Origin of the sequence: Methanosarcina mangrovi, assembly GCF_052057765.1 — an archaeon.
In the GTDB taxonomy this organism is placed as follows: Archaea; Halobacteriota; Methanosarcinia; order Methanosarcinales; family Methanosarcinaceae; genus Methanosarcina.
The window spans coordinates 1,203,549-1,217,772 of the sequence record NZ_CP195120.1 but is presented as its reverse complement, the minus strand read 5'-3'; the positions used below and the strand labels follow the sequence as shown (position 1 = coordinate 1,217,772).

The 14,224-nt window shown below is 47.7% G+C and carries 12 protein-coding genes; 2 read left to right on the top strand and 10 right to left on the bottom strand.

Annotated elements, in window-relative coordinates; translation table 11 throughout:
- From ACSAZL_RS05630 to ala, 7 genes are all read right to left on the bottom strand, one after another.
- A complete protein-coding gene (locus ACSAZL_RS05630) occupies nt 1-1,602 on the bottom strand; it encodes a hypothetical protein (protein WP_440947732.1) in 1,602 nt (533 codons plus the stop codon).
- Nucleotides 1,593-2,822, bottom strand: a complete 1,230-nt coding sequence (locus tag ACSAZL_RS05625; RefSeq protein WP_440947731.1) for a Coenzyme F420 hydrogenase/dehydrogenase, beta subunit C-terminal domain — start codon at nt 2,820-2,822, stop codon at nt 1,593-1,595. The genes ACSAZL_RS05630 and ACSAZL_RS05625 overlap by 10 nt, the downstream gene beginning before the upstream one ends.
- 2 nt (nt 2,823-2,824) lie before the next feature.
- Nucleotides 2,825-3,271 carry a hydrogenase iron-sulfur subunit gene (locus tag ACSAZL_RS05620; protein WP_440947730.1) on the bottom strand — a complete coding sequence of 149 codons (447 nt, stop codon included), beginning with the start codon at nt 3,269-3,271 and terminating at the stop codon, nt 2,825-2,827.
- On the bottom strand, nt 3,271-6,315 hold the full coding sequence (locus tag ACSAZL_RS05615; protein WP_440947729.1) for an FAD-dependent oxidoreductase: 3,045 nt from the start codon (nt 6,313-6,315) through the stop codon (nt 3,271-3,273). The genes ACSAZL_RS05620 and ACSAZL_RS05615 overlap by 1 nt, the downstream gene beginning before the upstream one ends.
- Nucleotides 6,316-6,485: 170 nt before the next feature.
- Nucleotides 6,486-7,469, bottom strand: coding sequence for a CoB--CoM heterodisulfide reductase subunit B (hdrB, locus tag ACSAZL_RS05610; protein ID WP_440947728.1), 984 nt, complete (start codon nt 7,467-7,469; stop codon nt 6,486-6,488).
- A gap of 31 nt (nt 7,470-7,500) precedes the next feature.
- Nucleotides 7,501-8,040, bottom strand: coding sequence for a CoB--CoM heterodisulfide reductase subunit C (hdrC, locus tag ACSAZL_RS05605; RefSeq protein ID WP_440947727.1), 540 nt, complete (start codon nt 8,038-8,040; stop codon nt 7,501-7,503).
- A gap of 1,226 nt (nt 8,041-9,266) precedes the next feature.
- A complete protein-coding gene (gene ala, locus ACSAZL_RS05600) occupies nt 9,267-10,247 on the bottom strand; it encodes an alanine dehydrogenase (protein ID WP_440948789.1) in 981 nt (326 codons plus the stop codon).
- 226 nt (nt 10,248-10,473) lie between these two features.
- Between ala and ACSAZL_RS05595 the strand changes: the two genes are divergently transcribed.
- Nucleotides 10,474-11,175, top strand: coding sequence for a DUF434 domain-containing protein (locus ACSAZL_RS05595; protein WP_440947726.1), 702 nt, complete (start codon nt 10,474-10,476; stop codon nt 11,173-11,175).
- Between the two features lie 125 nt (nt 11,176-11,300).
- Here the strand turns inward: ACSAZL_RS05595 and ACSAZL_RS05590 are convergent, their stop codons facing one another.
- Complete coding sequence (locus ACSAZL_RS05590; protein ID WP_440947725.1) at nt 11,301-12,353, bottom strand: tetratricopeptide repeat protein; 1,053 nt, start codon at nt 12,351-12,353, stop codon at nt 11,301-11,303.
- Nucleotides 12,354-12,543: 190 nt separating this feature from the next.
- Here ACSAZL_RS05590 and ACSAZL_RS05585 point away from each other — a divergent pair, with 190 nt between their 5' ends.
- On the top strand, nt 12,544-12,768 hold the full coding sequence (locus ACSAZL_RS05585) for a hypothetical protein (RefSeq protein ID WP_440947724.1): 225 nt from the start codon (nt 12,544-12,546) through the stop codon (nt 12,766-12,768).
- A gap of 352 nt (nt 12,769-13,120) precedes the next feature.
- On the opposite strand, the gene ACSAZL_RS05580 is transcribed toward ACSAZL_RS05585, so the two are convergent.
- Complete coding sequence (locus tag ACSAZL_RS05580) at nt 13,121-13,459, bottom strand: hypothetical protein (RefSeq protein ID WP_440947723.1); 339 nt, start codon at nt 13,457-13,459, stop codon at nt 13,121-13,123.
- Between the two features lie 405 nt (nt 13,460-13,864).
- On the bottom strand, nt 13,865-14,158 hold the full coding sequence (locus tag ACSAZL_RS05575; RefSeq protein WP_440947722.1) for a hypothetical protein: 294 nt from the start codon (nt 14,156-14,158) through the stop codon (nt 13,865-13,867).
- Nucleotides 14,159-14,224: the final 66 nt, after the last annotated feature.

Here is a 14,224-nt window from a genome sequence, read left to right as displayed (position 1 = left end):
TCAATCCGGATTTTTTTGTTTGACGGAAAGCTTCACTTCAGCCCCTGGAAAAACTGCAACCGAAAACTTCCGGGGAGAAAGCATATACCCGTCTTCAATGTTCGATACCCTGAACTTCATATCAACCGCTTTTCCCTGAGCCCTGATTTTTACAGTGCCTCCCTTTACAAGTCCCAGCTTGCGGACCATGTGCAGGTCCAATTCGACAAAGTCGTTGCAGTCTTCAAACCCGTGCCACATGAACGGGGACAGAGAATAAACAAGCGAAGCTGAAAAACCTTCTGTAGAGGCTTCCTCCGGGAATGGTTCAAAGAGGGATCCGGAACATGCTTCCTGATCGGACCCGCATTCGAAACAGGGGGTTTCAACTTCGGTTGGTTCGGCTGGCGTGGAGCAAGTTTCGACAGGAGCCGAGAAGGAGAACTCATCTGCTTTCTTTGCTCCCAAGATTTCAAACACCTCTTTCCGGACCGACATAAAATCGAGCTTTTTTCCGAAAGCTGTCGCCAGGCTGGTAAGCGAATCGAAACCGAGAGTGGAGTTCCCACCTGCTGGAAGCAGCCTTCCTTCCGCATTGAGTACACTTCCCTGTTTGCGGTAAAAAGGTTCGGATGCGATAACTATGTCAGCAAGCCCGGAAAGTTCTCCCTGTCTGGAACTCTGGACTATCAGGGTATCCAGTTTCGATAGGGCCCTGACCGTAGCTTCTTTATCAGGAGCAAGTCCGAGAAGATCGGATTCCAGGCAGAAGAGAGTCTTTATTTTCCCGGAATTTATGTCCTCAAGCAACTTTTCCAGCGTGTGTTGCTCTGTGTGCGCTGAAAGTAGCTCTGCCCCTGCAGAGTTTGCAAAAGGCCTGAGGAAGAAAGTTTTTGCACCGGAAACCTGCGCAAGGTCCAGGACTGCCCTTACATGTGCCGGGTCCGAGTAAGGGTGGATATCGGCTATAAGCACGGAGTCCCGGGAAGGAGAAAGGGTTTTTCCATATTCCTCAGGCTTCAGGCAGAACTGGTCGTCAGCAACAGGCATATGTCTGATCCCTATGCAGACAACCTTTGCCCCGTTTTCTTTTGCTCTTATGACTCTCCTGAGGAGCAGTGGATACTGGGAATATGGATCAACAAAGAGAAAAACCTGTTTTGCTTTTTCAATTTCCTCAAGGGGCATACTCTGACTGAATACAGTGTGCATGCTAACCGGAAGGGAAGAGTATATGCCCATTCCCGTCTCTACTCCTGCTCCAAACGCGCCTGCAAGGAAGGAGAAAGCCTTCTGTTCTTCGTTCGTCGTGTTCCCCGCCGAAAAGAAAGCCAGGCTTTCTGCTGACGCGTTTTTCAGAGCCTCGACTGCTGCTGAAATAGCAGCTTCAAGCCCTGCATCCTTTCCTCCTACACTCGAGACCTGAGGCTCTGCGTAATAGAGCGGGAGCTTCATCCCGAATCTGCAGAGCTTGCCTGCATTTACCGGGGAGCTTTTCCGGAAATCCACGGCAAGTGAAGTTTCCCCGGTTTCGGAAACCATTTCCCGAATGTAGAGCCCGCAGGCAAGCCCGCAGCCCGGACATATGCTTGAATACACGTTCTCTCCGGGATTCACCTGCATGAGCAGCCACCTCCTTCTTTTTCTTCATTATCTTCAGGTTTCAGGGCAAAAAAAGGCGGAGTCCTGTCTGACATGCCCGGGAGGTACCTGTATTCCTTCTGGACGGGGACGGCAAAGCGCTGGTAAAGGCGGGTGAGCGGAATTTCCGCAGGGCAGACATCTTCACACTGCCCGCAGCCTATACAGGAGTCCGAAAGGTGAAGGAAACGTATCAGATGGAAAAGGGACATTTTGTAGCTGTCTGCAGGGGAAGAGTAAGCCGTGCACTTTGAATCTTCCCCGCAGGTGCAGACAGGGCAGACTGCCTTGCAAGCTCCGCAGTGGATACAGTTTTCAAGCTCCTTCCGAAAGTACTCGAAGCGTTCTCTTCCATCCTCAATCGGGATGAAAACTTCAGCCTTTCTTTTCTCGCTCATCCCGAGCATTACCTGATTGACCTTTTCCCGGGTAGAAATGTCCTTCTCATCTGCCTGCATAAGTTCGGCAAAACCCGCATTAACGGCATTTTTTAGGAGCTTCGCCCCTTTTTCGGTCAGAACTTCCACAAAGGTACCCTTGCCTGCAAGACCACCGGGGACGCCCCAGTTCCCGCAGGCAAGGTCGGCATTAGTCGGGATCTTTACCTGGCAGTAGCGGCAGGAATCCCTTCTTCCGAACTCTTCAGCTTCGAGGTCATCAATAGGAACTGCGTGTTCATTCCCGTCCTTTGTGAAGAAAACAAGTTTACCTTTTACGATTTCTTCTCCTGCAATCTTTTCCGGGTCAAGCCTGTAGATGGTCTCAAGCATTTTCCGGACCGTTTCCGGGTGCATCGTGCCCCCGCAGTTAAGCCCTATGACATAAGTGTCATCAGGAGACAGGGCATTCCTTTTCCCCCTTTCGACAACGGCTCTTGCATCGCAGGGCTTTGCAGGCAGAGCTATTTTTCCGGCACAGGTTTCGGGCATTAAGTATCTGGCAAGGTTTACGGGCACGGAGTGCATGGAGCCTGCTGACTCCAGGACCTCCTGCACGTCCGAAGTAAACACCGGATAGGCTTCAAATTCGCTGACTTTTTTCAGGACAAGCACTCTGTCCACAAGCCCGGTCTCAAGAGCAGCCGCGAGTACTGCTGTCACAAGTCCCCCGGAAGCTCCGCGTGCCCGCACCTCTTCGGACGCAGCCCAGCCGAGCAACTGACCACCGATTTTAATGTCGGCAGCAGCTTTCATTTCGGACATTTTCAGGCCACCCCTTCAGGCTTTAAGACACTGGGACCAAGCTGCCTGACCTCTTCCGTAACCTTCCGGACAACTTCGGCAAACTTTTCGCCTTCCGAGGCAGAGATCCAGTTGAGCTGCAGCCTTTTTTCTTCAAGGCCGAGCTCTTTTAACATCGAACGCATGAAATTGAACTTCACGAGAGTTTTTTCGTTTCCGTTTATATAATGGCAGTCCCCGAGGTGGCAACCCGTAATCATCACTGCATCGGCTCCCTCAAGGAAAGCGGAAAATACATGGACAGGGTCTACCCTGCTCGAACACATAACACGTATGATGCGCATGCTTGCAGGCTGCTGGAAACGCCCGATTCCAGCCCCGTCTGCGCCTGCATAGGAACACCAGTTGCAGCAGAACATTACAATCTTTGGTTCCCATGCTTCAGAGATTTCGTTTTTCTCAGGTTCCATTAGCGGACCTCCTCAGAATAAGTGAAGACATCTTTTACCTGGGCAAGGAGCTGATCGTTTCTGAAATGCTGCTGGTCAAGCGCCCCTGTCGGACAGCTCATGGCACAGGCCCCGCAGCCCTTGCAGAGAGCAGGGTTAACCCCGGATTTCCTTGCCTTATAAGAAACGCCCTGCTTTTCAAGCAAAACTTCGGTTAAATTGATCGCCCCGTAAGGGCAGACCTTTTCACAGGCTCCGCAGCCTACGCAGAGTTTGGCATCAACTTTTGAAATGACAGCGCTTGATTCCAGAGACTTCCTTGAAAGGATTGTACATGCCTGCGAAGCCGCAGCTGCAGCCTGAGCAATGCTTTCGTCCACAAGTTTGGGAGCCTGGGCTGTCCCGCAGAGGAAGACCCCTTCGGTTGCAAAGTCGACAGGCCTTAACTTTATGTGGACTTCCAGGAAAAAGCCGTTTGAGTCCAGAGGGACCTTGAACATCGGGGCAATCTGCCTGTTTGAAGCAGGAGCTACAAGCGGAGCACTCAGGACTGTAAGGTCAGCCTCGATTTCCAGGTCAAAGCCCGTGATCTCATCATATACGCGGACCTCATTCTCCCCTATCCAGGGCATCCGGGTATCGGAATAGGCTATAAAACGAACGCCTGCAGCCCTTGCCCTTGAGTAGAGCTCTTCCCAGGCCCCATAGGTACGCATTTCCCGGTACAGCACATGTACGGTAGCCGAAGGGGCTTTTTCCTTGATGCGGAGGGCATTTTTCACAGCAGTTATACAGCAGACCCTGGAACAGTAGGGACGCTCTTTATTCCTGCTCCCGGCACACTGGACCATTACCACGTGTTTCGCCTTGAAATCGCCTTCGAGTTCTGCTTCGAGTTCGGACTGGGTAATAACATTCGGGAACTCCCCATAACTGAAGTATCCGGCAGGCGAAAGCTCCTCGGCTCCCGTTGCAAGAACCGCAACTGCAAACGAAACTTCCTGTTCCTTCCCTGCTCTATCCCGTATCCGACCTTTGAAATTTCCAACCGAACCGCTGACTTCAACCAGTTCGGATCCTGTAAGGACTGTGATTAGAGGATGAGCCCTGACTTTCTCGATAAGAGGAAGAAGTATTTTCCTGGTTTTCCTTTCGTCCTGCAGGGCTGTTATATCTTTAAGGAGCCCTCCGAGGTCGGCTTCTTTTTCCACAAGCAGAACTTCAAACCCGTTCTCTGCGATCTCGAGAGCTGCATGCAGGCCTGAAATTCCTCCCCCGAGCACGAGTGCGTTATGCCCGAGCGAGAGTTCCTGTTTATAAAGAGGACTGAGGCACCTGACCCTGGAAACCCCCATCCTGACGATGTCCTTTGCCTTTTCAGTGGCTTTTTCGGGCTCTTGCTGGTGAATCCAGGAACAGTGTTCCCTTATATTTACAAGCTCAAAGAGGTAAGGGTTCAGCCCTGCGTCCCTGCAGCTCTCCTGGAAGAGGGGCTCGTGGGTTCTGGGAGTGCAGGAAGCAACAAGTACCCTGTTCAGCCCGTATTTGGCAATCATTTCCTTGATCCTTTCCTGGGCATCTTCGGAACAGGCATACATTTCTTCCCTTGCAACTGCCACATTTTCAAGTGTGCCTGCGTAACGGACAACTTCGGGGACGTTAACAAAGCCGCCTATGTTCGTGCCGCAGTGACAGACAACCACGCCTACCTCAGGTTCACCTTCGACCACCTTTTCAGGGGGAAACTCCTTTTTGCTTTCCAGAGTTCCGCGGGCAGGAGAGAGCAGAGCCCCGGCCTTTGCGGCAGCTCCGCTTGCCTGAGCAACCGTATCAGGGATGTCTTTTGGGCCCTGAACGGCACCTGCAGCAAAAACTCCGGGCCTGTCCGTGTTCATGGGATCCTCGATTGGGGTGCTGATAAATCCGGCTCCCGTAAGCCCGACCCCTGCAATCCGCGCAAGTTCTTTGCCTGATTCGGAAGCCCCTATGCCTATCGAGAGGACGACCATGTCGAACTCTTCGTGGGCTATGCTGCCGTCCTCTTCTTCATAGGGGATTCTCAATGCACCTTTCAGAGGGTCGGCTTCAACACAGGAAGGGCGGGAACGGATGAAACGAACCTTTTTCTCATTTCTTGCCCGCTGGTAGAACTCCTCAAAACCTTTTCCGAAAGCCCGGATATCGATATTAAAAATTGCACATTCGATTTCCGGGTCGTGCTCTTTTGCAATCACTGCCTGCTTTACGGCGTACATGCAACATACGGAAGAGCAGTACTTTTTCGATAATTTCCGGTTCCTGGAACCCACGCATTGAATAAAAGCAATCTTCTTTGGCTCCTTTCCTTTCGAGGTCTGGAGGTGCCCATGATAAGGTCCGGAGGCATTAAGGAGCCTCTCAAACTGGAGAGAGGTTACAACATCCGGATGTTCGGGCCTGTAGGCCTCAAGCCCTTTCGGGTTAAAAGCCTCAAAACCCGCAGCAAGGATTACAGCTCCGGCTTTGAGGGAGAGTTCTTTATCTTTCTGGGTGTAGTCAATGGCCCCTCGCTTGCAGACCTTTGCACAGTTTCCGCATTTGCCTTTGCTCAGGTAGATGCAGTTTTCAGGGTCAATGGTCATGGTCCTGGGCACAGCCTGCGGAAAAGCGAGATAAATCGCTTTCCTCGGGGCAAGCCCTTCATTAAACCCGTCCGAGACTTTTTTTGGGCATTTTTCAATACAATCCCCGCATCCCGTACATTTCGTCTCGTCCACATATCTGGCTTTTTTCCTGACTTTTACAGTAAAGTTCCCGGCAGCTCCGTCAATGGCAAGAACCTCACTATACGTGAGCAGCTCTATATTCGGGTGCCTGCTGGCTTCCACAAGTTTGGGAGAAAGGATGCAGGCTGCGCAGTCCGAGGTCGGAAAAGTCTTGTCAAGCTGGGCCATTTTTCCCCCGATTGTCGGCCCGGACTCGATAAGGTAAACTTTGTACCCGCTGTTTGCAAGGTCAAGGGAAGCCTGTACTCCGGCAATCCCTCCCCCGACGACAGCAACTGCTCCGGTTATGTCCGTTTTCATGCTTTCAGCTCCTACAGATGTTTTTCAGATAATTCTGCTTCAGCACAGTATTTTTTCAGCTTTCAGCTTTTTTCAGTGTTTTTCGGCATTTTCAGGCTTTTCTGAGCTTTATTAATTTTTTTCAGTTTTTTTGGCTTTTATTCAACTTTTAGTTAAAAGTAGATTCAAGCTCATGTGGGCAATCCGCCCTTTCCAAAACCTGTGCCTGCACCGAGTTTTTTACCCGGAAACTTATTTTCGGCCCTTTCTCCGAGTTTTGTATAGAATTCGGCATTCTGAATACGGTTTAAGTGGATGCCCAGTTTCTCAGGGGAATACCCGAGAGCAAGCCCGAGGAGCTGGGAGTAGTGCAATACCGGGATGCTGAAGTCTTTTCCCTGGCGCTCTGCAAGCTCAAACTGCCCCTGGTCAAACTGAAGATGGCAGAAAGGACAGGCGTTTACGATGCAGTCCACGTTTGCACTTTGCATATGTTCGAGTTTTTTTTCTGTAAGCCTGAGAGCCACGTCCTGTACGGCTGAGCGGGCTCCTCCCCCCGCCCCACAGCAGGCTGTTTTGTCCTCATATTCCACGCTCCGGGCTCCCGTAGCTTCTACAAGTTCATCAAAAAAAGAGGGATTTTCCGGGCTTCCGAGTTTTCGTTCATGGGACGGTTTTACTAGGTGGCAGCCGTAGTGCACTGCGATCCTGAGGTCAAGAGGGTGGGTGACTGCATCCCGGACTTTTTCGGGCCTGACATCCCTGAACAGGTATTCGACGATATGCCTGACCTCAATATTCCCCGAAAACTCTTTCCCGATCTCAGAAAGTTTTTCATTGACCACAGCTTTTGTTTCGGGGTCTTCTTTTAAGATCCGGTTGGTATCCGCAAGCGTTGCGTAACAGCCGTTGCACACGGTCAGGAGGTCCGTATCAAGAGCTTCCGAAAGGCAAAGGTTCCGGCTTGCAAGGGTGAGCCAGGTCTTTTTATCAAAGGACTGAAAGACGCCTGGAGCAGGGCAGCAAGAAGCTCCTTCAAGTTCCCTGATGGGAATTCCAAGCCGTTCCATCACCTTCCGGGTGGCACTTTCAATGCCGGGATAACGGTTCGGAGCGATACAACCTAAAAAGAGAGAAAGGTCACGTTTTGAAGTGTCGGTATTGTTTTTCGTCATGTTTTTCAGCTTCTTATCGCGAATTCGTCTTTCAGGCCGAAGCAGACTGGTCAAACCCCACAAGCCTGTCAAACCCGCAGGCTTTAATGAGCTGCCTTACCTCTTCAAGGGCTTCAGGGCAGGAGTGTACGGTTCCGGGCAGTTCGTCCAGGGCAAGCTCTTTCCGCTTTTTCCTGTTCTGCTCGTCAATAGGAACACCGTGCCCGGTACGCATTACATACTCGGCGATTTTTTTATGAGCCGGAAGCATGACACCGTTTTTTACGGCAATACTTCGAAGCTTAAGCATGGTGTCCACGGTTTTTACTCCTTCCGGGCATCGTTCTTGACACCTGAAGCAGGTAGTGCAGTACCAGAGGTGCTCGCTGTTGAGCACACGGTCCCGCAGCCCCATTGCAGACATGCGCAGAAGTTTTTTTATGTTGTACTGGGGCACAATGTCGGTAACCGGGCAGCCTATAGAGCAGCCCTTACAGTTAAAACACATCAGAATCTTTTCGGCTCCGGTCTCCTCTTTGATCTCTTCAAAAAAGGTAGGATCGGATTCTGAGGTTTTTATAGGGTGTTTCATAGATTCATCCCTGATACATCTCTTAATTTTTGACGTGAATAGACAAGTCCGGATTTCAGATAATTTTTCAGATTTCTGGATAATTTCTCAAATTTTTTGTCCTTTCCCGGGAAGATATTTCATGCAAATTAGAACTGCATAAATGAACCTTCATTACTCGAAAAGGAAGGTTAAACAAGCTCCTGTTCATGAATAAGCTCAGGATGCTCGCGGGGTAATAATATAATAATATACTTAAACGTTTCGCACATTTGTCATGATAAATAATTAAAAATATAGCGAAAAAAAATATTTAAAAGAAGAAATATCAAAAAGCTGCGCTTCATTCAACAAAAATACAAATTAAAAAAATGAAAGAATGAATAATAATAAAAATTTTTAAAAAATAGTAAAAAAATTAAAAATTATAGAGAAGTGATATAGTATAAAAAATAAACATAAGTTTACACCCGCCGTTATAGAGTTGCATGCCTGAATAAAAAAGAATTGTGCTTCGGCAGAGTTGCGGCTCTGCAGCCCGAATTTCGCTTCGGGAGCACGAGATCTGTTTCGGCAGAGTTGCGGCTCTGCAGCCCGAATTTCGCCTCGGGAGCACGAGATCTGTTTCGGCAGATTTGCGGCTCTGCAGTACGCTGCCCTTTTCGCTTCGCTCAAGAGGGCAAATTTGGGGATATAGTAATGAGCTGCGCTCAAGCAGACCAACTTAAAAACAACGGTAAAGTAAATAGACGCATGAGAGCGGCCTTTTCAAAAAAGACTTTAAGGAACAGAAAGCGACGCTGCTGAAGAGACGCCTATGAGTAACAACAGAACCAAACTGCCAAAAGAAGATGAAACTTCGGTCTTTATTTCTCTTTCATTTCTGCCTTTTTCCTTTTGTGAAAGGCCTCCAGAAAAGCTGGCGGAAGCGTTTATATAAGTCGGAATTAAAAATTAGTTTCTATGGTCCAAGAGAAATATTCTCTTGAACCGGAGGATGTTTCCTTAGTATATTTTGTCTCTCACTCCGGTATCGCTCTGTATGTCACATTTGTTCGGCTGACGGATGGACCAGATTCCGCGCGGCGAAGCATAGAAAAGATGAAAAATTTCTTATCTGGGTCCCGGAATAGATCAAACAGTCATCATACGCCATCCAAAAGTAGAAAGTGAAAGAAATCAGGGTCCGAAAAAATGGGAAATGTAAAAGGGAAACAGAAAAAGTAGAAATGGAAATAAAACAGGTTTCAGAACATCCGGACCTGCCTGCCAAGCCCTTCCCGGACTGCTCTCTCATAAACCATATGCGCGGTTGCTACATCCTGAATTGCAAGCCCCGTAGAGTCGAAGATCGTAATCTCTTCCTCGCTTGTCCTGCCGGGTTTGAGGCCGGCTATGACTTCTCCGAGCTGGGCGTGAATGTCATTTTCCGATATATAGTGTTTGGAGAGAGGTACGTTTACTTCCCCGGAATGGAGCGCCTGCACCATATCGTCGACAATGATCTTGGAGCGAAGGAGAAGTTCGGGGTCCAGTTCTTCTTTTCCCACAGCATCTGCACCTATTGCATTGATATGGGTCCCTTCCTTGACCCAGCTGGCTTTTACGATCGGTTTTCTGGTAGGGGTTGTCGTGACAAGGATATCACAGTCGCATACCTTTTCGATGCTTTCCTCATAAAGGATTTCACCGGGCACGAAGTCTGCCATTTCCTGGATAAACTGGTCACAGCTTTTCTTTGTCCTTGAAGTGATTTTCACAGTTTCGGGCTCAAAAACCTCACAGAGGGCTTCAAGCTGCGTCCTTGCCTGGTTTCCCGCTCCTATTAGCCCGATGACTTTTGAGTCCTTTCTTGCAAGGTATTTTGCAGCGGTTCCTCCGGCAGCTCCCGTTCGGATGTCGGTCAGGTAGGTCCCGTCCATAATTGCTACAGGAGCTCCGGTTTCAGGGGAGATGAGTATGATTAGCGCCATTACGGTAGGGAGGTTGCGCATGGGATTTCCGGGGTGGACGTTTACGATTTTTACGCCTGTAATGTCTTCTTCTTCAAGATATGCAGGCATAGTCCTCAGGTCGCCGTTGTAAGCCGTATAGTAAAGATAGGATTTGGGAGGCATCTGCACCTTACCAAGCCCATGCTGTCTGAAAGCTCTTTCCACTACCTGCATATCAGAATGCATATCAACAACGCTCTTTACCTCCTCCTGAGCCAGCCACAACACTTCCATACCAGAATCCTCCACCGGAGCCATAGACCTTCCTCACAACCGAAACGTAAGCTGGCTTTCAGCTGAAAACCAAGCTTAAATCGAATAAAACCGGAATAAAAACCGGCAAACAAACAGCCACATCGACTGCCGGACAGCACAAATTGCCGTTTTTATTCGCGCAAATAGGTATATATAACATATATCTTCACTCATTTAAAGAACTTCCTTCCTGAAAGGAGAAATTATGCAAGAGAGTTCTGATGCTTTTTCCGAGCCCACCCCGAAAGAAAAATTGCTGAAGCCTGCCAGAGACATCAGAAGCATTCTGCGCTGGGGTTATCCTAAATTTGCAACCATCCGCTTTGTGGCTGACCACTCCCAGCTCAGTGCCGAAGAACGGCATATTCTCACAAGGGTGATCATGCCCCCGGACAAAATCGTTTCCAGAATCAGGAAAAAAATAGCCTGCAACGGCATAAGGGACAGGGACCTCCTTCTGGACGGGTACAATGTCCTCCTCAGCGTGGATAGCCTGCTGAAAAAAGAGCCCATGTGGTTCTGCGACGATGGATATATCCGGGACACCCGCTACTATTTCAGCAAGGCGAAGCAGGCTGAAGATATAGAGGAAGCTCTGGACCTGATTCTTGAATTTTTCTCCGAAGCTCGTCCGAAGTCAGTAACCTTCCTGCTTGATGCCCAGATCAGCCGGAGCGGAGAACTTGCCGGCTTCATCCGCCGCAAACTTAAAGAACAGGGAATTCCGGGAGATGCACATACCTCAAAAACTGCGGATTTCGATCTGAAAACAGAAGGGGAAAACCCCGAAAGACAGCTTGTTGTCGCAACCTCCGACGGGATCGTAATCGACTCGGTCCTTCAGGTCCTGGATATTCCTGCCTGCCTCATGGAAAAAAAAGGAATTGAGCCCGTGAGGCTATACTGAATCAGGGATCTGTTAACCTGAAACCGTACAAACCGGGCTCCGTACCGGCCCGGAGCTGGACCTGACCGAACAGGTAAGCTCATTAATTTACTATCGACATTTAATTTGTTATCAAAAATAATTTATTACCAGGCATGTCGCCTGGAATACTCGGCTTGCCTGTAGATTTCTTCGGCTTCTGCGTACTGCCCTTTTTCTTTCAGCAGATCCCCGTATCCGCAGAGGCTTCCGAAATGTCCGGGATCGAGTTCGAGAGCTTTTTTGTACTGGACTTCGGCCTCGTGCCTGTGCCCGAACCTGGCAAGCAGCCCTGCGTATTCGCAGTGGGCTTCCACATCTCCGGGGTCGATTTTAAGGGCATACCTGTAGTGCACCCTTGCCCCATGGACAATCCCGTGTTCTGCAAGCAGACGGGCATAGTACAGGTGAAGTCTGGGGTTTTCCGGATCAGCTTTGAGGGCTACTATGTAGTAGGTTTCAGCTTCAAGTGGCTCCCCTTTTTCTTCAAGAAGGCGAGCGTAGCGGAAATTGGACTCCACATGCCCGGGGTCAAGTTCAAGCGCCCGGGAAAAATGGTAGTTAGCATCATTTATTTGCCCGCGCTTGTAAAGTAAAATCCCGTACCCGCAGTGAGCTCCCACATGCCTCGAGTCAAGGAGAAGGGCTTTTTTATACGCTTCTTCGGCGCCATCTGTGTCCCTGAGCCTGAAAAGCAGGCAGCCGTAATTGCAGAGCGTATCAATATGGAAGGGGTGAATTTCAAGGGCTCTTTCATACTGGGCTCTTGCAGCCTCAAGTTTCCCGAGCCTGGAGAGCATGGCTCCGTACCCGCAGAGAGCTTCTATATTTTCCGGGTTTTCATCAATCACCTCTTCAAATTCCCTGGCCGCAAGATCCCCAAGCCCCAGCAGAGAAGCTGTTTTCCCTGCCTCCATATGGGCATCTTCCCGCATTTTCCCGGAGAAAAGGGAGGCACATGCCCTGGCGAATACGTACTTTTCCCTGTACATCTTATCGTTGCCGAAAATAAAGGAAAGTTTCAGCAGGGTTTCTGGCGAAAGCGAGTGCTCACGGGAAAAAGAAATGACAAACTCAACGACATCATCGAGGGCACATTCATCTTCTGCAACCTTTTCGATTACATGAAAAACCAGCTTGTCTACGGCATCTATCTCCATGCCCAAAAACCTCCTAAATTTTACCTTTACAGTGAATTTATTTGGCAGGCTATAAATAAATACCCTTTTATATTCGTCCTCCACTAAATTTCAAGACATCATATGTCTTATAAATGTTTAATAATATTTATAAGAAAGATAAAAATATAGAAGCCTATGACAAACTGCGAAATGATCCAACCGTAGCACAGTGGCTAAAATAGTTAACAAACGACTAAAGACCGAGAAAGCATATCTGCCCAGCTTCCAGAAGTATGTTAATTTTACTGGCATGCCACCCGAAGAATTGCTTGCAGAAGCGGAAGCAAAAAACAACAAAAATAAGGCTATGCGTAAGCGGGCAATTGTGACCCGGAGGACTGATTCAGGTTTCATCTGGAGAATGAAACTAACTTATCCCCAAATTCTGTCCTGAGTGCAGTGAATGCCGTGAATAGTTTTTGTTCTGTAGTTCATTTTAATGACTCGGAATATGAAGCTTAATTAATTCCCGTTCTTTATTGGAGAAAGTACCGGGATCAGGAAGTCTGATAGATCGTTTTTACATTAAAGAACAATCAGGGTACAGGGGTTATTTGATTTTAAGATCGCTTCTAAGTGTTTCTGAAAGCCTGTAGAACTTATAATAATTCTTCAAAAAACAAACATGAAATATTCGAATTACAGGTACAAAAAATGAAAATGCTTGAGAGCATTTTCATGCCAAAGAGAAAAGGAGTTAAAAATTACGCGTATCATTAATTGTGCTTAACTATTTCGCCACTTGATTAATCAACAGAGTAATAACTTACATGATAATACTCATTATTCAGTTTTATATATTCAGTCCTGTTATCCCACATGATGTTAGCAAACTCCGTCATATTTTCATTATGATCAAAAGGGAGCTTAATATCTTTTCCTGGATTATTTATCGCTTCTTCGACATAGGGATATTTCTCGATATCTGCTAAACTGAATTCCACGTATTTTTCTGGCGTATCTTGAAGTTTATCCGCGCGGACATACATGCCTGCTCCAGGCTGATAAATCATCAAAAAGAAAATAAGGCATATTGCCAGAGCCGCAAAAGAAATAGCTGCTAAAGTTTTTGTCCTTGATTTCATTCAATAAGCTCTCCAAGCACGCTATGAAATAAAGTGCAGGATTTAATCCTGCACAAAATATTTTAAAAATGATTTCTGTTAGTTTCGATAGTTTGGTCACAGATTGTACACCAGTAATCTTCATCCATCAATCTGTCTCTTAGGGCATATTTTATGGAGTTCGGGTTAACTGGAAAATACTCTTGAACTCCATAAATTCCTCTTATCTAACTCCTTATAAGTTTTCTGGCCATTCCATTTAACTATCTGTTTTTCATAATTCTTTCGGGTCTAAAATTATTCCCCAGTCGTTGATTGTTCAATAGTCTGGACAGAAAATACACATATGATTACTCGGCTGTATTCATATTCCGTACTTTTATAAAAAGCAAAAGTAACACAAAATAATATCTACTAAGCCAATACTTACATTGATTTATAGTATTCTTGAACTACTTTGCAGCCCCTGGCTGCGAGATCATGCACAGGCTGGCACGATTCCCCCTTTTCCCCACAGAGCCTGTAAATCATTCCATTCATTGCGTGCATCCAAGTAGATGAAAATGTGACGTTTGCATTCGATGAGGTATCATAGTAGGCATACATCTTGCTTTCATAATTAAACTGCTCAGACGCCTGTGTATGGGGTACTCTGGCATTGACATTATACATGAGATTGTATTTGGGCATAGGAACCATTTCATTGCCCAGCGGGTTCATTGTGTCCATGGTCTGGTTAGAGAATATTAACTATATTAAATTATTTGAATAAATTAGAGAAGATAG